Source organism: Acinetobacter sp. YH12236 (genome assembly GCF_013417645.1).
In the GTDB taxonomy this organism is placed as follows: domain Bacteria; phylum Pseudomonadota; class Gammaproteobacteria; order Pseudomonadales; family Moraxellaceae; genus Acinetobacter.
Map to the genome: position 1 here is coordinate 182011 of NZ_VPDM01000002.1, position 24995 is coordinate 207005.

The window sequence follows — 24995 nt, forward strand, 5'->3', positions numbered from 1 at the left end:
AAAAATAATCAAAAATGATTGTAGTTCAAAATGTTATGTTTATGTAAACCTAGATTAAAGGTAGAGGGGAAGCGTGATTATTCTCTGCCATGGTTGCGAGTCGCTAACACTACAAACAAGACACATATAGATATTTAATCCCAAAAAGACAGATATAAAAAAACCCACTTCATAATGAGTGGGTTTTTTCAGAATCTTGGCTCTCCCACCTGGGCTCGAACCAGGGACCTGCGGATTAACAGTCCGTCGCTCTACCGACTGAGCTATGGGAGAATAGATTGGCTCTCCAACCTGGGCTCGAACCAGGGACCTGCGGATTAACAGTCCGTCGCTCTACCGACTGAGCTATTGGAGAATCTGATGCGCATTTTAGGCAGGAAAACAAAGACCGTCAATCAATTCCTGTAAAGAAATGAATCATTTGCTTTTTTAATATGCACCTCAGGCCTAAAAATAAAAAAATCACCCATAAAGGGTGATTTTTTAAGCTGGAAATAAAAATTATTTCTCAACACCAGCAGGTTGACCTGCATATTTCGCGTTTGCGTAGTCCCAGTTCACCAGGCTTTCTAGGAAAGTAGAGATGTATTTAGGACGAGCATTACGGTAGTCGATGTAGTAAGCATGTTCCCAAACATCGATTGTCAACACAGCAATTTTACCGTGCGCCATTGGAGTGTCGGCATTTGAAGTTTTAAGGATAGACAGGTTACCGTTTACTTCATCAGCAACTAACCAAGCCCAACCTGAACCGAACTGAGTTGCAGCAGCAGTTGCGAACTCTTCAGCGAATTTTTCGTAAGAACCGAAAGCTTCGTCAATTTTTGCAGCCAAAGCGCCAGTTGCTTTACCGCCACCGTTTTTAGTCAAGCAGTTCCAGTAGAATGTGTGGTTCCATACTTGCGCAGCGTTGTTAAATACACCTGCTTTAGATGAATCACCAGCAGTTGCTTTGATGATTTCTTCTAGAGTTTTGCCTTCAAGCTCAGTACCAGCGATCAGGTTGTTCAGGTTAACCACATAAGTGTTGTGGTGTTTGTCGTGGTGGTATTCTAAAGTTTCTTTGCTGATGTGTGGAGCAAGAGCGTCGTAGTCGTATGGTAATGGTGGTAAAGTAATGGTTGTCATGTTTTCAATTCCTTGCATTTTGCTGGGTTTTGACAATAAGTGGCGTTATTGTAATAGATTCTTAGGCAAAAATGGGCACTGTGTATAAATAACAATACAGAATAAAGCCTGAAAATTTAAAGATAAAGCCACCAATGTACTTGCCAATCGAAATTAAATCGGATTGTTTAATTCGAAATAACTATACTCAATATTAAATTGTTCTGAAATAGCTTTAGCCAGACGTTGTACACCATATTTTTCAGTGGCGTGGTGGCCGCAGGCATAATAATGCACATCCAGTTCCTGAGCATCATAAAAAGTACGTTCACTGACTTCGCCAGAAATATAAGCATCACAGTCTTGTGCTGCCGCTTTATGAATATAATCCTGTGCACCACCGGTACAGAAACCGACTTTTTGAATCAGGTTTTTTTCGGCAGGTAAATGTAACGCATCATAACCGAGTCTTTCTGAAACATAGGCCTTGAATCCTTCTGGCGTCATGGCCTGCTTTAAATAACCAATATTCCCAATTGGACGGCGCTCATTCGGATCAAGCTGTTCAAGGTTTTCCAGTTCCAGCAGGTCTGCAATCGCAATATTATTTCCCAGCGTAGGATGGCTGTCTAAGGGCAGGTGATAACCGACAAGCGAAATATCATGTTGGATCAGGCTTTTAATGCGTTTACCACGCATCCCGGTAATCGGGTAGGCTTCACCTTTCCAGAAATAACCATGATGTACCAGTAACAAATCAGCACCTTGTTCAATCGCAGCTTCGATCGCAGTTTGGGAGGCAGTAACGGCACATAAAATTTTATTGACTTCAGCTCGGCCTTCGATCTGTAAGCCATTCGGTGCATAGTCCTTAAATTCGGAAGATGCCAAAGTCTGATCGCACCAGCGGATAATATCGTTTAAATTCGCCATAAAATTCCTGTCAGTTTATAAACTTGCCAATTCTTATCTATATGTCCAATTGTAACTAAAGCAGCACAAATCTCTGTGGATTTTTTTGTGTTTAGTTATGTATTTGGCATTACAATAGGATACAAATTAATTAGTCATCAACGAATTAAAATATTTTAGAGGATAGCAAAGTGCGCCGCACCTTTACATGGTTACCTTGGGTGTTACTGATTTTAGTCATTATCGGTTTTTTGGGGTGGCAGCAGCTGCAGAAACCTAAATCACCGATTGCGCCGGATGGCGTAAAAATGCCTGCTGAAAAAGTAGAACCGTTGATTGATACTTCGCGTTCTGGAGGGGTTGTCTCCTATAGTGCCGCCGTGAAAGTCGCAGCACCTGCGGTGGTGAATATCTTTACCACACAAAAAGTAAAACAGCAGGCGCATCCTTTACTGACTGATCCAGTCTTCCGTGAATTTTTCGGTGATCAGTTGCCAGACCAGTTTGGTCAGAGTCCAAATGAAAACAGTTTAGGTTCAGGTGTAATTGTACGCCCTGATGGTTATATCCTGACCAATAACCACGTGATTGCACAAGCAGACCAGATTGTGGTGGCCTTGCATGATGGACGCCGTGCCGAAGCCAAGGTCGTGGGTACAGACCCAGATACGGATTTGGCTGTAATCAAGATCGAACTTGAACAATTGCCAGTTTTGCCATTCAAGCTGAGTGGCAATGAAGTCGGTGATGTTGTTCTGGCTATTGGTAACCCGTTTGGTGTCGGTCAAACCGTGACTCAGGGGATTATTTCTGCGACAGGCCGTTCTGATCTGGGCATCAATACCTATGAAGACTTTATTCAGACAGATGCTGCAATTAACCCGGGTAACTCGGGTGGTGCATTGATTGATGTTGCTGGTAACCTGATCGGGGTAAATACAGCAATCTTCTCTCAAACAGGTGGCTCACTGGGGATTGGTTTTGCGATTCCCGCTAAAATCTGTCAGCAAGTGATGAATGCAATCCTGAAAGATGGCCGTGTCGTTCGTGGCTGGCTGGGTATCAGTCTGTTGCCGACAGAACGTAATGATGTATTGCAACCTAAAGAATCAGGTGTAGTGGTCGCTGAAGTGCTGGAAAATGGACCTGCAGCAAAAGCTGGCATCCAGCGTGGTGATAAAATCATTAAGGTGAATAATGAAGTGATTACTTCTGCCTCACATCTGATTAATTTTGTCGCTTTACAGGCCCCAAACAGTACTGTTCAGATTGAAGTAGAACGCGCTGGAAAAACTATGACACTGGATGTGGTGATTAGTGAACGTAAAACGCAAAGCAGTTCTTCACAATATATTCCTTTACCAGGTCAGTAATTTTTTCTTCAGGAAAATCCCTCCATGTGAGGGATTTTTTATGCACGCTGTATTTACTATAGATACAAAACAAAAATATTTTATGTGAATTAAATCATTTAACTTCATTGAATAAAAATCAAAAAGGGTGAAGAACAATGAGTTTTATGACTGCGGATCAGGCCAAAATTTTATCGGATGTGGCCAATTTAAATATTGAAATGTATAAGCCTCGCTTGGCTCAACTGATTGAAGATAATGCCCGACTGGGCAATACCGCTGTGCTAACGGTATTTCCCAAACATTTGCCCTTGGAAGAAATTCGTGGTCTTTCGGCGGAGTTGACTGAGCTTGGTTATAACGTGCGCTTTGAGGTGCAGGAATTTTATTATAGCTTTAATGTTTACTGGCTATAATTTTATCAATTGTTCAAAAAAAATCCTGTTCAGGCATATATCTTGCTGCATTCATCTCATAGTTAAAATATGAGAGTGATATGTCTTTATCTATTCATCCTGCAGCACAGGCAGATGCACCTTATGCGGTGCTTTCATCCGGACTGGGCGGGCATGCCAGTTTCTGGAATCCTCAAATTAGAGTTTTACAGCAGCATTTTCATGTAGTCACTTATGATCAGGAAGGTTGTCATTCAGATTCTGAACTCTTGCCCATGTCTTATTCGATCGACCATATGGCCTGCCAGATTCTGGATTTATTGATCAATGATGGTATTCGAGAGTTTCATTTTATCGGGCATGCATTGGGCGGACATATCGGCATGCAACTGGCGACCTATCAAACTGAAAGAAAGTTTAAGCTGCTCAGTCTGACCATGTTAAATGCCTGGGGAGAGCTTGATGCCCATACGCAGAAATGTTTCGAGGCACGGACTTCGTTATTGGTGAATAGCGGAGCAGAGGCATATGTGAGAGCACAGGCTTTATTTCTTTATCCGCCGCAGTGGATCTCAACCCATATTGATCAGTTAACCGAAGCAGAAAATAAGCAGTTATTAGACTTTCCACCGATCCAAAATGTTCTGGCGCGTCTACAAGCCGTGCAGGCTTTTAAACTAAACGAAGAGCATCAGCAAGTATTAAAAGATGTTCCAATCCATCTGATTGCCAATCAGGATGATTTTCTGGTGCCTTATCAACGGTCACAGCAATTACAACAATGCCTGCCTCATAGCCACCTCAGTTTGCTTGATACAGGTGCACATGCATCTACCGTGACCGAAACGGATCGGGTGAATCAGCTGATGCTTTCCTTCCTGATTTCCACTTAGTTTGAAGATTTTTTAAAAGCCAGACCTCCTGTCTGGTTTTTTATTTTTTCTAATCAATCATTTTTGTAGCATCAGCATGGTTTTTACTTCGAATTGATGCATGAACTGCAAATGCACAAATTGCTACGAGTGCACTTGAATGAAACAGTATGTGCAAAATTGACTCATAGGTAAAAATAGTTATTTTACTAAAAATTCAAAAAATAAAATATTAAGTATCTGATAAATAATAAATAAATATAGTTGGCACACGCTTTGCAATGTTTATCTTGTAAATAAAATTCCCGAAGTGGAATCAGAATTTTGAATAAGTGTTAAAAATAATGAGGTGTGAAAATGAAAATAGGTGTCTTCTGTCCAATCGGAAATAATGGCTGGTTACTCTCTGAAAATGCACCGCAGTACATGCCGACTTTTGAGTTAAACAAACAAATCGTACAGCGTGCTGAGCACTATGGTTTCGATTTCGCACTTTCTATGATCAAGCTGCGTGGCTTTGGTGGCAAGACTGAATTTTGGGAACATAACCTGGAAACGTTTACCCTGATGGCAGGTCTTGCGGCTGTCACCAGCAAAATTAAAATTTTCGCAACTGCCGCAACTCTGGTGATGCCACCTGCAATTGTCGCGCGCATGGCATCAACCATTGATTCGATTTCAAATGGCCGTTTTGGTCTGAATGTCGTAACTGGCTGGCAGCCACCTGAATATACCCAAATGGGTATGTGGCCAGGTAATGACTATTTTGGCAAACGCTATGAATATCTGTCTGAATATGTACAAATTCTGCGTGAACTTTGGGCGACTGGTAAATCAGACTTTAAAGGCGAACATTTCCAGATGGAAGATTGCCGTGTTAGCCCACGTCCACAAGCCGACATGAAGATTATCTGTGCAGGTCAATCTGATGCAGGTTTAGAGTTTTCTGCACAATATGCTGACTATAACTTCGTGTTTGGTAAAGGCCTGAATACTCCAACAGCTTATGCAGAAATTAATGACCGCCTCAAAGAAAAAACAGATGTGACTGGCCGTGATGTACAGACTTATGTGCTGTTTATGGTGATTGCTGCAGAAACTGATGAAGAAGCGCAAGCCAAATGGCAGCACTATAACGATGGTGCTGATATGGAAGCGATTAACTGGCTGATGAATCAAGGCGGTAAAGATACCACTTCCGGTGCAGACACCAATATCCGTCAAATGGCTTCTAACGTATCTCCAGTGAATATCAATATGGGTACGCTGGTGGGTTCTTATGAAAATGTGGCACGAATGTTGGATGAAATTGGTGAGATCAAAGGTACGGAAGGCGTACTACTAACTTTTGATGATTTTATTCAAGGGGTTGAAGACTTTGGTCAAAAAATCCAGCCGCTAATGAAATGCCGTGATCATATTGTCATTGAAGATGAAGCGCCAGTTTTGGAGAAAAGCGCATGAGTGAATCAGTCGTAACAGCCGGTTTTACGGAAAAACTCGGCACAGGAAAAACGCTTAAAGCGGAACCCGAAGCGATTTGTCTTGCACCAGAACAGACAGCCTTGATTGTGATTGATATGCAAAATGCCTATACCTCTCAGGGTGGCTATCTGGATCTGGCGGGCTTTGATGTCTCGAAAACCAAGCCCGTGGTTGAAAATATTAAAAAGGCCGTTGATGCCGCACATGCAGCCGGTATTCAGGTGATTTATTTCAAAAATGGCTGGGATGCAGAATATGAGGAAGCGGGTGGTAAGGACTCTCCAAATTTCCATAAATCCAATGCCTTAAAGACCATGCGTAAACGTCCTGAATTACAGGGGCAATTGTTAGCAAAAGGTGGCTGGGATTTTGAGCTGATTGATGAGTTAAAGCCACTGCCACAAGACCTAGTGATCGAAAAGCCACGTTATAGCGGTTTCTTTAATACTGCGCTGGACAGCATGTTACGTGTCCGAGGTATCCGTAATCTGGTCTTTGTGGGGATTGCCACCAACGTTTGTGTGGAGTCGACGCTACGTGATGGCTTCTTCTTAGAATATTTTGGTATCGCACTTGCTGATGCCTGCCATCAGGCCGGTCCAGTCGAAGCGCATGAAGCCAGTCTGTATAACATCAAGACTTTCTTTGGCTGGGTATCAGATACCAAAAATTTTGTAGAGACCTTTCAAAAAGAAAGTGAGTCACTAAAAGAAACTAAATTAGCTGTAAGCGCATAAAGAATTAAAGATCAGAATTAAGGAAAAAATAGTATGCCTAAAGAAATCATTATTCCAGCAGGAACATCGAAACCATTAGCACCGTATGTACCGGCAACCAAGGCAGACAATATCGTGTATGTATCCGGTACATTGGCCTTTGATGAAAACAATAATGTGGTGCATGTCGGTGATGCCGCAGCACAGACCCGTCATATTCTGGAAACTATCAAGCGTGTGATTGAGGAAGCAGGCGGCAGTATGGATGACGTGACCTTTAACCATGTCTTTGTCAAAGACTGGGCAGATTATGCTGCGATTAATGCAGTTTATGCAGAGTATTTCCCGGGAGATAAGCCGGCACGGTATTGCGTACAGACAGGTTTAGTCAAACCTGATGCGCTGGTCGAAATTGCTTCGATTGCCCATGTATAAGTCGATCTACCTGATTCAATCTCATTACTAGATGCCCCAGGTCTGAAACTGAATATTGACTTGGGGGCGGGAGAACAGCATGAATGCCAAACTATCTAAAATCATCACAGAAACAGTTGCAGAAAATAACGCATTAAATAAGGTTTTGGCGACTAACGCATCAGATGACATCTTTACCCAAGTTGATCAGCAGATTTTCCGTCAAGGCATGTCCAATCTCGGGGCTGCAGTTAATGTCATTACCACGCAAGGTGAGGCAGGACAGGCAGGATTTACTGCCTCAGCCGTATGTAGCGTGACGGATACACCACCAACGTTGCTGGTGTGTCTGAACCGTTCTGCTTCAGTTTATGAAACCTTTAAAAAGAATCAGGTGTTGTGTGTGAATACCCTGGCATCACATCAACAACATCTTTCCAATCTGTTTGGTGGAAAAACACCAATGGCAGAGCGTTTCAGTCAGGGGAACTGGAAAACTTTGGTGACCCAGTCACCTGTACTTGAGGATGCCTTAGTCAGTTTTGACTGCGAGGTGGTCCAATGTTTATCCGTAGGCAGTCATGACGTGCTGTTCTGTGAGGTGAAAGCGATGTGCCAGAGTCAAGGCAATGCGCTGATGTACTTCAACCGTTCTTACTGTGAGCCACACAAAATGTGCTAATTCAATTCAATCCTAATCAAGGAGGGGAAGCCGATGCAAGAAAAAGAAACGTGGTTTCCAAAATTTAAGCCTTACCAAGGCAATCTCGATACCACACCCGTGCAAACAGATGAATATCTGCCTGCTGGAAAAAGTATTATTCTCGGGTTGCAGCATGTGTTTGCCATGTTTGGCGCAACCGTGCTGGCACCCTTATTAATGGGGTTTGATCCCAATCTCACGATTTTCATTACTGGGATTGGGACCATTTTATTTTTCCTGATCACGGGCGGTCGATTGCCTAGTTATCTGGGATCAAGCTTTGCCTTTATTGGTGCGGTCGTCGCAGTGACGGGTTATTCAGGGGTTGGAGCCAATCCAAATATAGGATTAGCCCTTGGCGGTACGATTGCTTGCGGTATTGTCTATGCCTTGATTGGGCTACTGGTGATGAAAACTGGTACCAACTGGATTGAAAAACTGATGCCGCCAGTAGTGACAGGCGTGATCGTGATGATCATCGGTTTGAATCTGGCACCCGTCGCGATTAAGAGTGTTTCAGCGAATCAGTTTGATTCGTGGATGGCATTAATCACCATTATCTGTATCAGTGTGATTGCAGTATTTACCCGAGGAATGGTACGCCGTCTATTATTATTGTTGGGCTTATTATCTTCCTACCTGATTTACTTTCTTTTCACCAACGTGATGGGCTTCGGACCTGCGATTGATTTTACCAAGGTCAGTGAAGCCGCATGGTTTGGTTTGCCGAATTTCCAGAGTCCGGTCTTTGAAATGAATGCCATGCTGATGATTGCACCAGTGGCAATTATCCTGGTTGCAGAAAATCTGGGGCACTTTAAGGCAGTCTCTGCGATGACCGGTAAAAACCTGTCACCGTATATGGGACGCGGTTTCTTTGCTGATGGGGTGTGTACTTCATTGTCAGCTTCTGTCGGTGGTACAGGCATGACCACTTATGCCGAAAATATCGGTGTAATGGCAGTCACCAGAGTTTATGCAACCACTGTATTTGTCTTTGCTGGTATCTTCGCAATTTTACTCGGACTTTCGCCTAAATTTGGCGCAGTGATCAGTACCATTCCAGTGGCTTTATTGGGTGGTGCATCGATTGTCGTATTTGGTCTGATTACGGTGGCTGGTGCGAAAATTTGGGTAGATAACCGTGTTGATTTCACCAAGAACAGTACGCTGATTATTGGTGCCGTGTGTCTGATCATGGGTACAGGGAACTATAGCTTGCAGATCGGTGGTTTTGATCTGGGTGGTATTGGTACCGCAACCTTAGCTGCAATTCTATTGAATCTATTCCTGAACCGTGGTGAAGATAAAGAATTACCAGCATCTGAACCAGCTGAAACTGTAACCGAAGTTGAGGCTAAGCCAGTCGTTTAAAATGAGGAGCATTTTTTGAGTCATACAATTGCATTTTTAGGACTCGGGGCAATGGGCTGGCATATGGCCTCCCATTTGCCAAAACTCGGACATCAGGTGTGGGTCTGGAACCGTACTGAACAGAAAGCTGTAGCGCATGCCGAAACTTTTGTAACGCAGGCAGTTGGTATTGAGCAGGCGGTTCAGGCAGATTTTATCTTTTCCTGTTTACCGACCAGTCAGGATGTAGAAGCATTAATTGCAGCTCATCCACCCAAACAAGGTGCAATCTGGATTGACTGTACCAGTGGTGTACCGGAATCAGCACAGAAACTGGCGAAGCTCTTGGAGCAACAAAGCAGTTTTTATCTGGATGCACCGGTTTCTGGCCAAACCATTGGAGCGGAACGCGGTACTTTAACTGTGATGGTCGGAGGCAATGAACAAGCCTTTGAACAAGTCAAGCCGATCATTGATGCCTTTGCAGGTTTGATTGAATATGTGGGAGAAAGCGGTTCTGGTTTTGCGGTGAAAGCCGTGAATAATACCTTAATGGCGACTCACTTATGGGCATTGGCTGAAGGGCTGACTGTGCTGAAAGGGCAGGGCGTTGATTTAAGCAGTGCACTAAACTGTATTAATCATTCCAGTGGTAAAAGCAGCATGTCGGAAAATATCATGGCACAGCGTGTACTGAGCCGTGAGTTTCACAAGACCTTTGCGCTGGATTTATTGCAGAAAGATATTGGTATTGCCTTGGAACTGGTGCAGCAACAGCAACTGGATTTAACGGTGATGTCTTTGGTTCAGCAGGAGTTTCAGCAGATTTCCAAGCCACAGGCCAGCCAGCTGGATTTCTCCGCTGCGGTGCAAGGCTTGGAGCAACGTACTCAAATTGAATTAAGAGGATAATCTTTTCAAACAATATTAAAGACGTTATAGCTATAGATATATCATTTTAAAATTTAAAAAGCCGGGAATTTTAATTCCCGGCTTTATTTATTCATTAAGCAGCTCAATAGCCTAAGTAAATCTTAATTCTGCTGATTTGCCTGATATTCCTGAATCACTTCAAGCGCTGCACGGAAGGCTTCCTGAGTAGCAGGGGCACCGCAGTAAGGCAGGCTATGCAGTAGCACTTCCTGAATTTCTTCAACTGTTGCACCATTATTCAAAGCGCCACGAACATGGCCTTTCAATTCAGTTGGGCTTTTTTGCGCGGTAAGAAAAGCAATGGTAATTAAAGAACGGTATTTACGTGGTAAAATCCCTTCACGTTGCCAGGTTGAGCCCCAGGCATGTTCATTAATCCAGTCCTGCAAAGGCTGAGTAAAAGGAACCGTATTGTCCTGAGCACGTTTTACAAAACTTGCACCCATCACTTCAGTACGGACTTTCAAGCCATTTTCATAATCTTGTTGTGACATCATTGACCCTCAATTTTATTATGGGTCTAGCTTAACGTTTAATATCTTAAATACCATCGTGCAATAGTCGTAAAAAAGTGGCTGAATAGCCACTTGAAATATCCAAAGTGAAGTCAAGAAATAACTTCACTTTGGAAAGCAAGATCCGATTTAGATAAAAGTTCTATCTAAGGACTGGTTGAATGTGAAGGTGCACTTTGAACTGAAGTATCGGTACCTGTTGCATCTGCTTTCGAAATATGAGGATTTTCAAGTTCCAATACTTCCTGTAAATGCAGATCGAAGACATCAGTCAACATGCTGTCGTAGCGACGCGCATTATAGTCCAGCAACTTATTGGCTTCTTCTTCATTAATAAAGCCTTGTTCATGCGCATCAGCCACATGATCAGCAAAACTGAGTCCTTTAAATTGACCTTTGTTTTCGGCTTTTTTAAAGCGATCCCAAAGCTGCTCAATCTCCAATAACATGGTGAAGGTTGATTCCATACGACCATTCACATCATCTTCCGCTGTGCTATAGAAAACATGCTTTTTCAGTACTTTCCGGAAAGCGTTATCTTCCATCATGACATTTGCGACTTCCTGTTTAAGTCGGTCAGATGGCTTCGCGACAGGTCGGCCAAATGGGAAACAGATAAGTTTGACCATGCCAGCAGCAACACCCACCGGGAAATTTGCAAACAGGTCATAAAACGCTTCCTGAGCCGTATATAAAGATTTCTCAATTGCCAATTGTGCATGCAGACGTTCAGCTTCAGTTTTTTTGCTATGTTCAAAGAATTTCAGGATTGCCGTCGCAATGAACAGATGGGCATGGATATCAGCCAGACGGCCAGAAAGCATTTCCTTGCGTTTAATATCACCTGCTAATAAACCTAAACACATATCTGCAGTCAGGGCAAAGTTGGCACTGAGCCGGTTGATAATCTTGTAATAGGGACGGGTAAAATCAACTGCACTTTGTGGCGCAGCACTTGAACCACCGCTAAAAGCATAGGCAAAAGAGCGGGCAGTCCGGTTAAAGGTATAACCCAGATGCTTAAACAACATAGTATCGAATGGATTCAGAGCGGCTTTTGGATCTTCAGCTTGCAGAAGCTGTAATTCTTCATATAGATAAGGATGGCAACGCATTGAGCCTTGACCAAAGATCATCAATGAACGGCTGAGAATATTGGCGCCTTCGACTGTAATCGATACTGGAATGGCCTGATAGTTGAGAGCCAGGAAGTTACGAGGTCCCATTTGAATCGCACGGCCACCCACGACATCCATACCGTGATTGACAATTTTACGCATGGTCTCAGTGGCATAGTATTTAGCAATTGCCGTCATGACTGCCGGTTTACCACCTTGGTTCAGACCACAAGTCACTAAATAACGGAAAGCTTCCAGCATATAGGCATCACTGGCAATTTCGCTATTGGCTTCCTGTACGCCTTCAAATTTACCCACCGAAATCTTGAATTGCTGACGGATTCGAGAAAATGCACTGACATTCAGGTAAGTCATTTCGGCACTGGAGGTAGATAAAGCCGGTAGGGAGATACCACGACCAACCGCTAGACATTCCATCAGCATACGCCAGCCTTTACCGGCATTTTTCACGCCACCAATGATCCAGTCTAAAGGAATAAATACATCCTTACCTTCAACAGTACCATTCATAAAAGGGGAGCCAGGATTATGACGTGGACCGACTTTTACCCCTTCATGATTGGCCGGTAGCAAGGCACAAGTAATCCCATAATCTGTTTTATCACCGAGTAAATGATCAGGGTCATACATTTTAAAAGCCAGACCAACCACGGTGGCAATTGGTGCTAGAGTAATCCAGCGTTTGGAGAAATTCATTCTCAGTCCCAAGACTTCCTGACCTTCAAACTGTCCATAGCAGACCACACCGGTATCTGGAATCGCACCGGCATCTGAACCGGCTTCAGGACTGGTCAGACCAAAACATGGGATTTCTTCACCTTTGGCCAGACCGGGTAAATAACGATCTTTTTGTTCATCGGTACCATAATGTAGTAACAACTCACCCGGCCCAAGTGAGTTAGGCACCATACAGCTCACAGCAGCAGTGAGAGAGCGTGAAGAAATTTTGCTCATCACCCGGCTTTGAGCAAAGGAACTAAAGGCACGACCGCCGTATTCTTTGGGAATAATTAGTCCCAAGAAGCCATTATCTTTAATATATTGCCAGATATGTTCAGGCAGCATTTTCTTCTCATGAATTTCCCATTCATCCAGCATGCTACACAGCGTTTCGACTTCGTTATCCAAGAATGCCTGTTCCTCAACGGAAAGTTTTGGATAAGGATAGCTATTAAAGGTTTCCCAGTTCGGCGCACCCATAAAGAGTTCTTTTTCCCACCAGCTGGTGCCGGAATCAAGAGCCTCACGTTCTGTCGGGCTAATGCTCGGCATGGCATCCGCTAATGCCTTATAGGCTGGCCTGGAAATGAAAGACATACGCAAAGGTTCGATCATGACGACCAGACTGATCAGGATCAGGGGAATACCCAGAATCAGTGACCAAGGACTGATAAAGGCACAAACCACTGACATGACAATCAGGGTAATTGCACCAGTGGTACGGGAGAGTTGAAAAAAGAAAATCGCCCATAAACTGGCAATGAGAAGAAGTACGGCGAAAATAAATAGCATTGTTATATTTCTCCAGGGTCATACAATTGTGATGCTGCCGATCTCCCTAAGGTGTCTTCATAAGACTTGATCAATTTTTTTACATCGCTTAAGCAACTGGCAAATTCACAATTGTTGGTGTGAGAACGATCGTTATTAAATATTTCAACGATATATTGAAGTGTTTTATCTGTTTTTGAGATTGTTTGAAAAATGCACAGTCTTCAAGTGAGAACACGCAAAGAAATGTGAAGATAAGTAATAACTTAATCTTTAAGAGAGGGTAGTTAAAATAATTAAAAAGTGAACAAATATAAATTTAGTTAGGCATAAAAAAGCCCTCTACTTGAGAGGGCTTTGATCTAAGTCATTTTAAGCTTCAATTGCCTGTACAGCGATTTTTTTCGCTGGATCAACTTTACGGCGTACTTCCGGAACCGGTTCACCATAGTATTGACGATCTGCAAAGTAACTTGAACGTACCATCGGTGCTGACCAGATATTCTTAAAGCCAAGCTTACGGCCATGTTCTGCATAACGTTCGAATTCTTCTGGCGTTACAAAACGGTCGATTGGCGCATGCTGTTTAGATGGCTGTAGATACTGGCCAATCGTTACATAATCCACGTCATGTGCTTTCAGGTCGTCTAACAGAGCGAGAACTTCTTCTTCAGTTTCACCAATACCGACCATCAAACCACATTTGGTTGGAATTTCTGGGCAATAATCTTTAAACATTTTCAACAGATTTAAAGAGTGCTGATAATCAGAACCTGGACGCATGGCTTTATACAGACGTGGCACAGTTTCAATGTTGTGGTTAAACACGTCTGGTGGACATTCAGTCATGATGCGTAAAGCGATGTCCATACGACCACGGAAATCAGGTACCAGAATTTCCAGCAAAGTCTTTGGACTTAATGCACGAGCTTCTTTAATACAATCGACAAAATGCTGTGCACCGCCATCTAGCAGGTCGTCACGGTCAACTGAAGTGATGACTGCATATTTCAGACCCAGGTTGGCAATCGTTTCTGCCATATGACGCGGTTCATCCGGATCAAGTGCATTTGGACGACCATGTGCCACATCACAGAACGGACAGCGACGCGTACAAATATCACCCATAATCATAAAGGTTGCTGTACCCCCACCAAAACATTCAGGCAGGTTCGGACAGGCAGCTTCTTCACATACGGTATGCAGTTTTTGCTGACGAAGTGTAGTTTTAATACGCTGAACTTCCTCGGGAGCGGCCATTTTCACACGGATCCAGTCCGGCTTACGTGGCGTTTCAACCGTAGGAACAACTTTTACAGGAATACGGGCGACCTTTTCTGCGCCGCGAAGTTTGATACCCTGTTCAGGTTTACGGTTTTCAGACATATATAACTTTTCCACTGTTTTGAAGGAGGGAGATAAATCAAAGTTAACACTTTTTTAATTATAACGAAACTCGGGTGAAATAGGGCGAAAAGGATTATTCATTTAAAAAATGTTCTTATCACACAATATATGTAAGTTAAATACACCAAATTGGCAGCAATTACGTCATAATATAGCGTAGATTAAAGCAAAATTTTTTAATTTTAAGGAGCGTTGAATGCCACGTAAAAAAGAGGTCGTTAGTGGGACTTTCGTTAAGTACGATGCGGTAGTTCTAGGTTCAGGCCCTGCGGGCGAAGGCGCGGCAATGAAACTTGCCAAATCTGGTAAGCGTGTTGCAATTGTGGATATGCGTGAACAGCTGGGTGGTAACTGTACTCACGTAGGTACGATTCCAAGTAAGGCATTGCGTCAAACGGTATCCAGCATTATCCGTTATCAACGTGATCCAATGTTTCAAAAAGTAGGTGAATGGAAACAATTCACCATGAAACAGGTACTGCGCAATGCACATAAAGTGATTCAGCAGCAGGTGGATACTCACTCACGTTTTTATGACCGTAACAAGATTGATATCTATCATGGTCGTGCTTACATTCAAGACGCAAATACGATCTTTGTATTTACACCAGATGGCATAAAAGAAACTATTATGTTCCAGCAACTGGTGATTGCGACTGGTTCACGTCCATACCGTCCAGAGATTCTTGATTTCAATCATCCACGTGTATTTGATTCAGACAAAATTCTGGATCTGGATTTCTCAATCCAAAAAATCATTATTTATGGCGCAGGTGTGATTGGCTGTGAATATGCATCGATCTTTATTGGTCTAGGACATAAGGTTGACCTAATTAACACCCAACCAAAACTGCTCAGCTATTTAGATGATGAAATCTCTGATGCGTTGTCTTATCACTTACGTGAACAGGGTGTATTGATCCGTCATAATGAACAGATCGACTTCCTTGAAACTTCTGATGATTATGTGGTTCTGCATACACAAAGCGGCAAGAAAATTAAAGCTGATGCTATTCTGTGGTGTAACGGACGTTCAGGGAATACTGATGGTTTAGGCCTTGAAAATATTGGTCTGAAACCAAACAGTCGTGGTCAATTAACCGTGAATGAGCAGTATCAGACTGAAGTCGAAAATATCTATGCTGCAGGTGACGTGATTGGCTGGCCATCATTGGCTTCTGCTGCCTATGACCAAGGTCGTTGCGCAGGTGCTAACATGAGCGGTGAGCAAGATGTTGCACCCGTGACTGATATTCCGACTGGTATTTATACCATTCCGGAAATCTCTTCAATCGGTAAAACTGAGCAGCAGTTGACTGAAGAAAAAATTCCGTATGAAGTGGGGCAGGCATCTTTCCGTCATCTGGCACGTGCACAGATTACCGGTGATACAGTTGGCGAATTAAAAATCCTGTTCCATCGCGATACGCTGGAAGTTCTGGGTGTTCATTGCTTCGGTAATAATGCTTCAGAAATTATCCACATTGGTCAGGCAGTCATGAACAGCCCGAACAATACGATCAAGTATTTTGTGGAAACCACATTCAATTATCCAACGATGGCAGAAGCTTACCGTGTGGCAACCTTGAATGGTATGAACCGTTTATTCTAATTTGATTTATTCAGGTTAGATCAAAAACCCGCAGGTTTGGCTTGCGGGTTTTTTATTTTCCAGATTGAAAAAATTCAATCTTGTCAGTAATGCTGGAAATTAGGCTGCCATTTTGCGGCATTCTTCAGCACAGCGACGGCAAGCTTCGGCACATTGCTGGCAATGATCATCCTCATGATGGCCACATTCTTCTACACAATAATCGCAAGCTTTAGCGCATAGCTCGCAAATCTCTTTCATAAATGGAGATTGCTTTTGTTGCATGCGGGCGCAGAGCTGACACAGATCAGCACAGTCCAGACAGCGCTGGATACATTCCCGCATCATTTCTAAATGTTCTTCTTTCAGGCAGGCACTGGCACAGTTGGTACAGGCCAGAGAGCAGGTCATACATGCACGAACACAATCTGAAAACTGAATCTCGTTCATTTTCTTCTCCTTTTTGCAGCTATAGCAATGGCTTGTTTTTTTAATACGCTAAGCAGAAAAGGAAAAATACACTAGGCAGTTTGAGTGAGAAAAAGTAATCCGATTGCCGATTTTGTTAAAAGCTGTATTTTTAAAAAATTTAATTTAAAACCTCTATCCTGATATTCCCAAAATAGGATGACTAAAAATTTAAAAATAAAACCATTGAGGCGGTCATTCCTCAATGGCGGAAAATCTACATGATGAGTCGTTATTGTCGAAGGCTTAAATGACCTTTCTCTTTATTATATTTTTATGGTGATTAAAATGGACGACTACCTGCCAGGCTGATACGTTTTAATAAACAGCGCTGATCAGCAGGGAAAGGACGGCGTGAATGTAGAGTAACCTAATTGTCCCAGAACACGATATCGCCTGCTTCCCAATGGTGCTCATAAGCGAATTCAGGTTTTAAGACATGCTCACGTAATTTTGCAATCAGTTCACTACCTGCCTGATCGTCATAATTCACTAATTCAACTTCGGTATGGGTATTTAACCAAAGTGCTTTACGGCCAGATTCAGGATGGGTACGTACCAGTGGGTGCGGGTAGGCGTGACCTAAAATTGGCTGATCTTTAAAGCGATATTTTGGCATATTACCCGCATAAGCATTACCATCTTTATTGCTTTGGAAGCGCACAAATGGATTATAGGTAATGAGCTGTAACTGGTCGATTTGTGCTTTGGTTTCTTCATCTAATGCTTCATAAGCTTTGATGGTATTGATCCAGGACGTCTGGCCACCGTCTTTTGGCAGTTCAATGGCATAGAGTAAAGAGCCAAAAGATGGTAGGGGTGTCCACTGGTGATCGGCATGCGGTGCAAGTTCACCATGACCGGTGTAATCCCCTTGACCGACTGCATTGGAAACGGGTACGACATCAGGTGGAGTGCCCGTATCTGTTTTAGAAGCCAGCACTGGCGTGTCGGCATCTGGACGGAAGATCGAACCGAAATAGGTGGCAAATGCCAGATACTGTAGATCATCCAGACTTTGATTCTTAAAGATCAGGATCAAATGTTCAGCCAGAGCCTGCTTCAGACGCAGGATGGTTTCGCCAGATTGGGCTTTGCGGGCATCTAGACCATAAACCACTGCGCCTAGGGCTTGATCTGCCTGCGGGACAATTTTGATTTCATCATATTCTGAAACTGATCTTGCTGATGCAAGCGTGGTGCATCGTGAATGGCTTGTGAAAGTTGGGTTAAGCTTGTCATTGGAAAGTCTCTGAATTTTCTTGTTGCAGAAAATCTAAAAAAATCCAGAATAAAAATAAAATCATAAGAAGTGCTAAACTTATGAAAAACCGAATAAAAATATCTAAATGATTAATTTAATATCTTTTAATTAATATGGCAAAACAAAGTCCTAAAGCTGCTGAAAAATGTCAAATATTTGACAATTAATGTGCACAAAACGCCTGATTAAAGTACTCAAACAGTTCTGGAGTCTGGCTCCAGAGCCATAAAGAAATAGCGAGGAGAAGTACCATTGCTATCGCAATGGAAAGCTTGAGCAGAAAGGTCGAATCAGTCATGTACGATTTGCTCCTCATTTACCCATAAGTGCACCAGTACGCCAAAAATACTTAAGGCAATCGACAACATCCATACTGCATTATAGTTACCACTCATGTCATGGTTTACACCGCCGAGCCAGCCGCCAAAGAATGAACCGACCTGATGGGTAAAGAATACAATCCCGCTGAGCATGGTCAGATATTTCACGCCAAACATATTGGCAACAATACCGTTGGTCAGTGGTACGGTAGAAAGCCATAATAATCCCATGATGACACCAAACGCATAGACCGTCCAGGTGCTTAAAGGCAGCATCAGAAAGGCGATAATTGCAATCCCGCGCAGACCGTATAAGCCCATTAGCAGACGTGGTTTGGAATATTTTCCACCGAGCCAGCCAGCCGTATAGGTACCGACAACATTAAACAGGCCCACTAGTGCCAGAAAAATGGTACCAGTTGTAGCATTGAAACCATGATCAATCAGATAACCCGGCAGGTGAATCCCGATAAAGACCACCTGAAAGCCACAGACAAAAAAGCCCATCGCCAGAAACCAGAATGGCTTATGGTTTTTGACTACCACTAAAATCTCTTTAAAGCTGAGTGATACCTTATTCAGTGTAGGAGTCGCATTCGGATCGACATACATCGGGGCTTTTAGCATCCAGGCCAAAGGTACAATCAAAGAGATTAAAATTGAGCTAACGACAAGTGCTGCTGACCAGCCGACATTTTGTAAAAGTAATAATGTTGAAGGCAGCATAATAAACTGGCCGAAGGAGCCTGCTGCACTGGCAATCCCCATTGCCAGACTGCGTTTTTCAGGTGGTGCAGCTCGTCCAACCGCAGATAATAAAACCGGGAAAGAGGTGGCAGACAAGGCCAGACCTAAAATCAGTCCGACGCTGAGATTCAACAATAATCCGGTTGAACTGACAGCCATCAATAACAGGCCAAGCGCATATAAGGCACCGCCAACGGCAACGACAATCTTGCTGCCATATTTGTCAGCGAAGGCACCAGTAATGGGTTGAACAGCACCCCAGATCAAATTCTGCATGGCAATGGCTAAACTAAAGACATTATGACCCCAGCCAAATTCCTCACTCATCGGCACCAGATATAGGCCAAATGCATGACGGACACCTAAAGACAATGCCAGAATCACTGCTGAACCAATGAGCATATAAATAAGTGGCTTGGAAAACTGGCTGCTGGTCATAAAGAATCTGTACTATGAGTATCGCAAGCTATGTTAGTCGATTCGACTTGTTGTCGCGATAGAATAATAATTACTTAAAAGATAAATTTTTTTTATAGATTCGATGTTTATAGAGATAGATAGGTCCAGATTAGAATCTGGAGACTGCGTAAAGTCTTTGCTAATTTGGTGAATTCGGAACTCAAAAAAGCAGAGCTTAGCTCTGCTTTTAAAATTGAACTGTCTTAGAATCGCATACCAATACCTGCATAAGCTAGGATCGGATTAATTTCTACATCGGCTTTAGAGTTGATTAAGGTTTGCCCGGTATTTTCATTGATTACAGTAATCTTAGATTCGTTTTGCAAATGGGCATAAGACACTGAGCCAACTGCAAACCATTTCTCATTGAAATCATAAGTAAAGCCGGCAGTCACCACAGGAGCAAAAGCATCGGTAGCTTCGAGATCCACTTTCATTCTGCCATTACTGTCCTTCATTTCAAGAGAAGCACCAGCATTCTGATTAATAATATTCTGGATCATATGACCTGCAGCAACCAGATCAGCTTCAATGCCTTTATCCATTTCAAGTTCATTGAAATAGGCATACATTAAGCCTACTCCTACATATGGACGGAATTTATTTACTCCTGTTTTACCAAAATGGTACTGGAATTCAAAAGCAGGCGTCCATGCACGAGCTTCGGCGGCTTTGTTAGACTGCGCCAGGTCTGTAATTCTAATGTCATTGGCAAGATTTAAATTGCCTGCAATCCCACCCAAAGGCGTTGCTACAGCGGCGAATGGAGCATAAATTGTACCTTTACCTTTGATATCTACTTTGGGGGGAATACCAGCCTTCATTTCAAATGAAACGTTATCAGTGAAGAAATAGTTTGTCATGATGCCAAGCGTAGTGACATCATCTGCTTCAAGACCTGTTCCCGGGTTATCCCATTCTGAAAGACCATATACATAAGAATCTCCAGAAAGGCCACTAGATACTTGCCCCCCAAATGCACCAATTAATCTTACTAATCCTTCAACAAAACGATTTGGTCTACGGTCGGGATCAAGGTTATCTATGACGGTTTGTGCCTGAATATTTCCAACTTTGGATTGATAGCCTTCATTAATAGCAGTATTTACACGAACGGGCTGTGCTTTACCTTGTGGCATGACATGCAGTGCACCGACTGAAACGGAAAATCGCTTAAAGCCATCGCCATCCTGTAGGCTGAAATATGGGGATTCTGCATGTGCAAGCAGGGGTAGTGTGGCTAGACCTGCCATGCATACCATGATTGTCTTCATTGTTCAGAGGACTCCTTGTCCGTGCTAGTTATTTGTTTTTCTATTGAACAATCTAGTTAAATCTCACCAATTTACACAGTTACAGAACGAGTAGTGAAAAGTTAACAGAAAGTAAAAAATGCCAAAATTTGTATAAATTGTATTAATAAAATATATATTTATGTAAAAATTATTATGAATAGTGAAGATAAATAGGATATTAATTTTTATAAAATTTTCAGTTTTATCGAGGTAATAGAATAATAAGTGGGTAACATTTTTCTCATTAATCTAAGTTTTAAATAATGATTTAAGCTTTCTATCATGGACGTGATTTGTACAAGAAATCAGAAAATTTTCTGCTCAAAACCTACTAGAAAAAGCTTGAATAAATTTAGCCAACCGGTGGTACACAGCAGATAGAGTTTTTTTGTACAATAGCCGCATAAATTATTGAGTATTGCGCATGAGCTCCCAAAATTCTCCCAAGAAAAAGCCCTTGGTTAATTTACCGTTTCCATTAAAACAAGCAGAACAATCTGCTTCAGATGAGGTTCTGGAAGATCTACGACCTAAACCGCAGCGTTATGCCGACCGGACTTGGATGCCACCTCGTGGTACACGCCGTTCAATGGGCAAACGTTAAAAAATAAAAAAGCCATGAAGTTCATGGCTTTTTTATGAGTAAAATTTGGGAGCTACCTTAGCGAACTGTTTTACGTGCTTTATTTTCAGGTTTTGGTGGGGCAATCTCACGATCACCTTTCCAGACATCAATAAAGTCTTTTTCATTGATATTATAAAGTTCCAGAAGTGCCAAAATCACAGCACCAAACAGCATGGAACCTTCAGAATTATTCTGGAAATCAAAAATCTTGCCATTCAGGTTATGCAGAATATCTTCAATCTCAAATACACGATCACGGCCATTGCTGTCGACCGGATAAATCTGAGTGTTAAGCAGAATCTTGGCCAGACTCTTTTCATTGTCGGTCAGTGCCAGAACATCAATCAGCTCATCTGTTGCCGGAGTAAAAATCACCGAATCCCGAAAGATGGTATGCAGGAATTGCGACGTAATTTTCGGAAGCGCTTTTTCTACAAAAGGCCGGAAAGATTGCGGAAAAATGACATTGTGAGAAATGCCTTTGAACATTGGAGCGATCTCTTCGACTTTATAACCAGCAATGCCACAACCGACCGAAGTAATAAAATATTTAATTTTAGGATGGTTCTTGGTGTAAATCTTGAAGTCATCAATATAGTGCTGGATCTGTGAGAGAGGCATCTGTTGCAAATGCTCATTCATAGTCGGAATGGCATAACTTTGACCTGCCCAGCCACGACCAACCCCCATGACCGCCCCAAAATGCTCATAAGCTGTTCTGGCTGCTCCTCCGGCATGTTGTCCAGCCAAGTTGCTTCCGAAAACAAATACCGTATTTTCTGGCAGAGATTTAACAATACTTTCATCGTGATAATGGTAAGTCATGGCTTTTTTATTCGATGTCCTGATTAGCTTCATGTTGCCTTTGAATTGAATAAGGGTCAAGGTATTGTTATGCAGGACTAGCCAAACAGATAGGACAATATTCCACCCATGATCCAAAACAGCATACCGAGTAAACCTAAATAAAGTTGTTGTCTGAAAATGCTTAATTTATTCTTTTGCACAAGTGATACTCATGGGTGAGTTTTAAAAAAAGTGTTTTTGAATAAGAAAGTAAATAACGCTAACTAAATAGAAAAGGCCCAAACAAAATATGATTGTGCCCATATAGCGAAACTGATTCTTAGTCACGATTTCACGATACTCTTTATCTTTCATTATCCTGCCAATTTTTTATAATTTTTAAAGATCTCAATTTTATATTGATTGTTGCATAATTCAAAATTGATTTGGATTGATCTGTACCTTATTCATTAAATCTAAGTAAAGTAAAGCACTATAAAATAATGACAATGATACTGTTTTATTTTACCAAACAGAAACCTGGATAGGGATTGAGTAATTCAGTTTTACCCCCATAATAAATTGAGTCGATATCCGCAGTGAAATGATTAAAGCTATGAGTGATAAACAACCCTTTGAACTGGTGACCAATTATCAACCTGCTGGCGATCAGCCACAGGCCATTGAAAAGCTGGTCAAGGGTATAGAAAAAGGCTATCACGATCAGCTTTTGCTGGGGGTTACCGGTTCAGGTAAAACCTATACTATGGCCAATGTCATCGCCCGTACCCAGCGTCCGACTATTGTCATGGCCCATAACAAAACGCTGGCTGCACAGCTCTACGGTGAATTTAAAGCATTTTTCCCGAATAATGCGGTTGAATATTTCGTCAGTTATTATGACTACTATCAGCCAGAAGCCTATGTGCCATCTTCAGATACCTTTATCGAGAAAGATGCGGCAATTAATGACCACATTGACCAGATGCGTCTTTCGGCCACCCGTGCACTTTTAGAACGTCGCGACGCAATTATTGTCGCTTCAGTGTCTGCGATTTACGGTCTGGGTGATCCGAATGCCTATATGAGCATGTTGCTGCATGTGGTCGAAGGCGACCGTATTGGACGTGATGATATTATTCGCCGTCTGGTTGAAATGCAGTATTCGCGTAATGAACTGGAATTCCTGCGCGGTACCTATCGTATTCGTGGTGAGATCATTGATATTTTCCCAGCCGAATCGGATCAGGATGCCATCCGGATTGAGCTGTTTGATGATGAAGTCGACTCCATTCGCTGGTTTGATCCTTTAACCGGGAAAATGATCCGTAAAGTGCCGCGTGTCACGATCTATCCTAAAAGTCACTATGTAACACCGAAAGACAATTTGGCTCGCGCGATTGAAACCATTCGAGATGAATTAAAAGAACGTCTGGTCTTTTTCCGTGAAAATGACAAGTTGCTGGAAGCTCAGCGGATCGAGCAGCGTACCCGTTATGATCTGGAAATGATGCAGCAGCTCGGTTATACCAACGGGATCGAAAACTATTCACGTCATTTATCGGGTCGTCCGGCAGGCGAAGCACCGCCGACGCTTTTTGATTATGTACCCGATGATGCCTTGCTGATTATCGATGAATCGCACGTGACTGTTCCACAAATTGGAGCCATGTACAAAGGTGACCGTTCCCGTAAAGAAAATCTAGTGAATTACGGTTTCCGCTTGCCAAGTGCACTGGATAACCGTCCAATGAAATTTGAGGAATGGGAACGTATTGTACCGACGACCGTGTACGTCAGTGCCACACCTGCACGATATGAACTGGAAAAATCTGAACAGGTAGTCGAGCAGGTGGTTCGTCCAACCGGTCTGATTGATCCGGAAATTGAAATCCGTCCAGTCTTGACACAGGTCGATGATGTATTGTCTGAAATCAATATTCGTAAGGAAATGAATGAGCGTGTGTTGGTGACGACCTTGACCAAGCGTATGGCGGAAGACCTGACATCCTATTTAAAAGAATATGGAATCAAGGTTGCCTATTTGCACTCCGATATTGATACTGTTGAGCGTGTGAAAATTATTCATGAGCTGCGTACCGGTGTGCACGATGTTCTGGTCGGCATTAACCTGCTGCGTGAAGGTCTAGATATGCCAGAAGTTTCACTGGTTGCGATTTTGGATGCGGATAAAGAAGGTTTCCTGCGTTCAGAGCGTTCACTGATCCAGACCATTGGTCGTGCAGCGCGTAACTTGAAAGGTAAAGCGATTTTGTATGCGGATCGCATTACCGATTCTATGCAAAAAGCTATTGATGAGACTGAACGCCGTCGTGCCAAACAGATCCAGTTTAATGAAGAGCATGGCATTACACCACGTAGTGCAGTACGTCAGGTGATTAAGGAAATTGATACAGGCGAAGTGCTGGATGATGAAACTATTGAGCTGAAAGCTTCCGATCAGGCCCGTGCGATCAGTGCAGATGAACGCCATATCATGGCCGATCCAAAGATGTTCGCGAAGCATATCAATAAACTGGAAAAAGAAATGCTCAAGGCTTCAAAAGAACTACAGTTTGAGCAGGCTGCACGTATACGGGATGAAATTTTACGTTTAAAAGCGCAGATGTTAAGTTAGGTCTGTGT

22 protein-coding genes, 2 tRNA genes and 1 pseudogene are annotated in these 24995 nt (G+C 42.7%); 12 read left to right on the forward strand and 13 right to left on the reverse strand.

From position 1 onward, the window contains the following. Window positions 1–197: 197 nt before the first annotated feature. From FTV14_RS01995 to FTV14_RS02010, 4 genes are all read right to left on the reverse strand, one after another. A tRNA-Asn gene (locus tag FTV14_RS01995) sits at window positions 198–273 on the reverse strand. Window positions 274–279: 6 nt separating this feature from the next. Beyond that, window positions 280–355: transfer RNA gene (locus tag FTV14_RS02000), tRNA-Asn, on the reverse strand. A gap of 146 nt (window positions 356–501) precedes the next feature. After that, the gene (locus tag FTV14_RS02005) at window positions 502–1128 is read right to left on the reverse strand and encodes a superoxide dismutase (RefSeq protein ID WP_004782758.1); all 627 of its coding nucleotides are present in this window, start codon (window positions 1126–1128) and stop codon (window positions 502–504) included. 153 nt (window positions 1129–1281) lie between these two features. Then, a complete protein-coding gene (locus FTV14_RS02010) occupies window positions 1282–2040 on the reverse strand; it encodes a Nif3-like dinuclear metal center hexameric protein (protein ID WP_125278371.1) in 759 nt (252 codons plus the stop codon). 170 nt (window positions 2041–2210) lie between these two features. Here FTV14_RS02010 and FTV14_RS02015 point away from each other — a divergent pair, with 170 nt between their 5' ends. The 9 genes from FTV14_RS02015 to FTV14_RS02055 all read left to right on the forward strand — a co-directional run bounded on the left by FTV14_RS02015 (window position 2211) and on the right by FTV14_RS02055 (window position 10221). Beyond that, a complete protein-coding gene (locus tag FTV14_RS02015; protein ID WP_004782756.1) occupies window positions 2211–3392 on the forward strand; it encodes a S1C family serine protease in 1182 nt (393 codons plus the stop codon). Window positions 3393–3529: 137 nt separating this feature from the next. Further along, window positions 3530–3787: a hypothetical protein gene (locus FTV14_RS02020; protein WP_005234869.1), complete on the forward strand. Its 258-nt coding sequence runs from the start codon at window positions 3530–3532 to the stop codon at window positions 3785–3787. A gap of 80 nt (window positions 3788–3867) precedes the next feature. Then, window positions 3868–4659, forward strand: a complete 792-nt coding sequence (gene rutD / locus FTV14_RS02025) for a pyrimidine utilization protein D (protein WP_180053204.1) — start codon at window positions 3868–3870, stop codon at window positions 4657–4659. Window positions 4660–4995: 336 nt separating this feature from the next. Beyond that, window positions 4996–6102, forward strand: a complete 1107-nt coding sequence (gene rutA / locus FTV14_RS02030; RefSeq protein ID WP_180053205.1) for a pyrimidine utilization protein A — start codon at window positions 4996–4998, stop codon at window positions 6100–6102. Then, complete coding sequence (gene rutB / locus FTV14_RS02035) at window positions 6099–6860, forward strand: pyrimidine utilization protein B (RefSeq protein WP_180053206.1); 762 nt, start codon at window positions 6099–6101, stop codon at window positions 6858–6860. The genes rutA and rutB overlap by 4 nt, the downstream gene beginning before the upstream one ends. Before the next feature lie 33 nt (window positions 6861–6893). Further along, entirely contained in the window at window positions 6894–7274 is a 381-nt protein-coding gene (rutC, locus tag FTV14_RS02040; protein WP_004646493.1) for a pyrimidine utilization protein C, read from the forward strand. A 145-nt stretch (window positions 7275–7419) separates the two neighbouring features. Next, window positions 7420–7935 (forward strand): NADH-dependent FMN reductase RutF, encoded by a 516-nt coding sequence (gene rutF / locus FTV14_RS02045; protein WP_373683632.1) that lies wholly within the window; start codon window positions 7420–7422, stop codon window positions 7933–7935. 33 nt (window positions 7936–7968) lie between these two features. Then, entirely contained in the window at window positions 7969–9330 is a 1362-nt protein-coding gene (gene rutG / locus FTV14_RS02050; RefSeq protein WP_004782746.1) for a pyrimidine utilization transport protein G, read from the forward strand. Between the two features lie 51 nt (window positions 9331–9381). After that, a complete protein-coding gene (locus tag FTV14_RS02055; protein ID WP_373688470.1) occupies window positions 9382–10221 on the forward strand; it encodes an NAD(P)-dependent oxidoreductase in 840 nt (279 codons plus the stop codon). A 122-nt stretch (window positions 10222–10343) separates the two neighbouring features. On the opposite strand, the gene FTV14_RS02060 is transcribed toward FTV14_RS02055, so the two are convergent. From FTV14_RS02060 to lipA, 3 genes are all read right to left on the reverse strand, one after another. Beyond that, window positions 10344–10736, reverse strand: coding sequence for a carboxymuconolactone decarboxylase family protein (locus FTV14_RS02060; protein ID WP_004782744.1), 393 nt, complete (start codon window positions 10734–10736; stop codon window positions 10344–10346). Window positions 10737–10903: 167 nt separating this feature from the next. Then, the gene (locus FTV14_RS02065; protein ID WP_180053208.1) at window positions 10904–13408 is read right to left on the reverse strand and encodes an acyl-CoA dehydrogenase; all 2505 of its coding nucleotides are present in this window, start codon (window positions 13406–13408) and stop codon (window positions 10904–10906) included. Window positions 13409–13759: 351 nt separating this feature from the next. Further along, window positions 13760–14773 (reverse strand): lipoyl synthase, encoded by a 1014-nt coding sequence (lipA, locus tag FTV14_RS02070; protein ID WP_004782741.1) that lies wholly within the window; start codon window positions 14771–14773, stop codon window positions 13760–13762. A gap of 217 nt (window positions 14774–14990) precedes the next feature. On the opposite strand from lipA, the gene sthA reads away from it, so the two are divergent. Then, on the forward strand, window positions 14991–16406 hold the full coding sequence (gene sthA / locus FTV14_RS02075; protein WP_004782740.1) for a Si-specific NAD(P)(+) transhydrogenase: 1416 nt from the start codon (window positions 14991–14993) through the stop codon (window positions 16404–16406). A gap of 99 nt (window positions 16407–16505) precedes the next feature. Here sthA and FTV14_RS02080 read toward each other — a convergent pair whose 3' ends face one another. The 5 genes and pseudogenes from FTV14_RS02080 to FTV14_RS02095 all read right to left on the reverse strand — a co-directional run bounded on the left by FTV14_RS02080 (window position 16506) and on the right by FTV14_RS02095 (window position 20917). After that, a complete protein-coding gene (locus tag FTV14_RS02080) occupies window positions 16506–16835 on the reverse strand; it encodes a four-helix bundle copper-binding protein (protein WP_180033336.1) in 330 nt (109 codons plus the stop codon). A gap of 301 nt (window positions 16836–17136) precedes the next feature. After that, a pseudogene (locus tag FTV14_RS02085) lies at window positions 17137–18095 on the reverse strand (TauD/TfdA dioxygenase family protein). Window positions 18096–18280: 185 nt separating this feature from the next. Next, window positions 18281–18415, reverse strand: a complete 135-nt coding sequence (locus tag FTV14_RS15970) for a hypothetical protein (protein WP_257219742.1) — start codon at window positions 18413–18415, stop codon at window positions 18281–18283. Then, a complete protein-coding gene (locus tag FTV14_RS02090; RefSeq protein ID WP_180053209.1) occupies window positions 18408–19622 on the reverse strand; it encodes an MFS transporter in 1215 nt (404 codons plus the stop codon). The genes FTV14_RS15970 and FTV14_RS02090 overlap by 8 nt, the downstream gene beginning before the upstream one ends. A 224-nt stretch (window positions 19623–19846) precedes the next feature. Beyond that, the gene (locus FTV14_RS02095) at window positions 19847–20917 is read right to left on the reverse strand and encodes an OmpW family protein (protein ID WP_180033333.1); all 1071 of its coding nucleotides are present in this window, start codon (window positions 20915–20917) and stop codon (window positions 19847–19849) included. Window positions 20918–21362: 445 nt separating this feature from the next. Here FTV14_RS02095 and FTV14_RS02100 point away from each other — a divergent pair, with 445 nt between their 5' ends. Next, window positions 21363–21542 (forward strand): hypothetical protein, encoded by a 180-nt coding sequence (locus FTV14_RS02100; RefSeq protein WP_004782731.1) that lies wholly within the window; start codon window positions 21363–21365, stop codon window positions 21540–21542. Window positions 21543–21599: 57 nt separating this feature from the next. Here FTV14_RS02100 and FTV14_RS02105 read toward each other — a convergent pair whose 3' ends face one another. After that, the gene (locus tag FTV14_RS02105; RefSeq protein ID WP_034580895.1) at window positions 21600–22388 is read right to left on the reverse strand and encodes a hypothetical protein; all 789 of its coding nucleotides are present in this window, start codon (window positions 22386–22388) and stop codon (window positions 21600–21602) included. A gap of 577 nt (window positions 22389–22965) precedes the next feature. On the opposite strand from FTV14_RS02105, the gene uvrB reads away from it, so the two are divergent. After that, window positions 22966–24987, forward strand: coding sequence for an excinuclease ABC subunit UvrB (gene uvrB / locus FTV14_RS02110; protein ID WP_034170047.1), 2022 nt, complete (start codon window positions 22966–22968; stop codon window positions 24985–24987). The last annotated feature ends 8 nt before the right edge of the window (window positions 24988–24995 follow it).

Bases quoted from the DNA above. Each gene is read 5' to 3' on its own strand.
- FTV14_RS02005 (WP_004782758.1), bottom strand. From the start codon at position 1,128: ATGACAACCATTACTTTACCACCATTACCATACGACTACGACGCTCTT.
- FTV14_RS02010 (WP_125278371.1), bottom strand. From the start codon at position 2,040: ATGGCGAATTTAAACGATATTATCCGCTGGTGCGATCAGACTTTGGCA.
- FTV14_RS02020 (WP_005234869.1), top strand. From the start codon at position 3,530: ATGAGTTTTATGACTGCGGATCAGGCCAAAATTTTATCGGATGTGGCC.
- rutD (WP_180053204.1), top strand. From the start codon at position 3,868: ATGTCTTTATCTATTCATCCTGCAGCACAGGCAGATGCACCTTATGCG.
- rutA (WP_180053205.1), top strand. From the start codon at position 4,996: ATGAAAATAGGTGTCTTCTGTCCAATCGGAAATAATGGCTGGTTACTC.
- rutB (WP_180053206.1), top strand. From the start codon at position 6,099: ATGAGTGAATCAGTCGTAACAGCCGGTTTTACGGAAAAACTCGGCACA.
- rutC (WP_004646493.1), top strand. From the start codon at position 6,894: ATGCCTAAAGAAATCATTATTCCAGCAGGAACATCGAAACCATTAGCA.
- rutG (WP_004782746.1), top strand. From the start codon at position 7,969: ATGCAAGAAAAAGAAACGTGGTTTCCAAAATTTAAGCCTTACCAAGGC.
- FTV14_RS02055 (WP_373688470.1), top strand. From the start codon at position 9,382: ATGGGCTGGCATATGGCCTCCCATTTGCCAAAACTCGGACATCAGGTG.
- FTV14_RS02060 (WP_004782744.1), bottom strand. From the start codon at position 10,736: ATGTCACAACAAGATTATGAAAATGGCTTGAAAGTCCGTACTGAAGTG.
- FTV14_RS02065 (WP_180053208.1), bottom strand. From the start codon at position 13,408: ATGCTATTTATTTTCGCCGTACTTCTTCTCATTGCCAGTTTATGGGCG.
- lipA (WP_004782741.1), bottom strand. From the start codon at position 14,773: ATGTCTGAAAACCGTAAACCTGAACAGGGTATCAAACTTCGCGGCGCA.
- sthA (WP_004782740.1), top strand. From the start codon at position 14,991: ATGCCACGTAAAAAAGAGGTCGTTAGTGGGACTTTCGTTAAGTACGAT.
- FTV14_RS02080 (WP_180033336.1), bottom strand. From the start codon at position 16,835: ATGAACGAGATTCAGTTTTCAGATTGTGTTCGTGCATGTATGACCTGC.
- FTV14_RS15970 (WP_257219742.1), bottom strand. From the start codon at position 18,415: ATGACTGATTCGACCTTTCTGCTCAAGCTTTCCATTGCGATAGCAATG.
- FTV14_RS02090 (WP_180053209.1), bottom strand. From the start codon at position 19,622: ATGACCAGCAGCCAGTTTTCCAAGCCACTTATTTATATGCTCATTGGT.
- FTV14_RS02095 (WP_180033333.1), bottom strand. From the start codon at position 20,917: ATGAAGACAATCATGGTATGCATGGCAGGTCTAGCCACACTACCCCTG.
- FTV14_RS02100 (WP_004782731.1), top strand. From the start codon at position 21,363: ATGAGCTCCCAAAATTCTCCCAAGAAAAAGCCCTTGGTTAATTTACCG.
- FTV14_RS02105 (WP_034580895.1), bottom strand. From the start codon at position 22,388: ATGACTTACCATTATCACGATGAAAGTATTGTTAAATCTCTGCCAGAA.
- uvrB (WP_034170047.1), top strand. From the start codon at position 22,966: ATGAGTGATAAACAACCCTTTGAACTGGTGACCAATTATCAACCTGCT.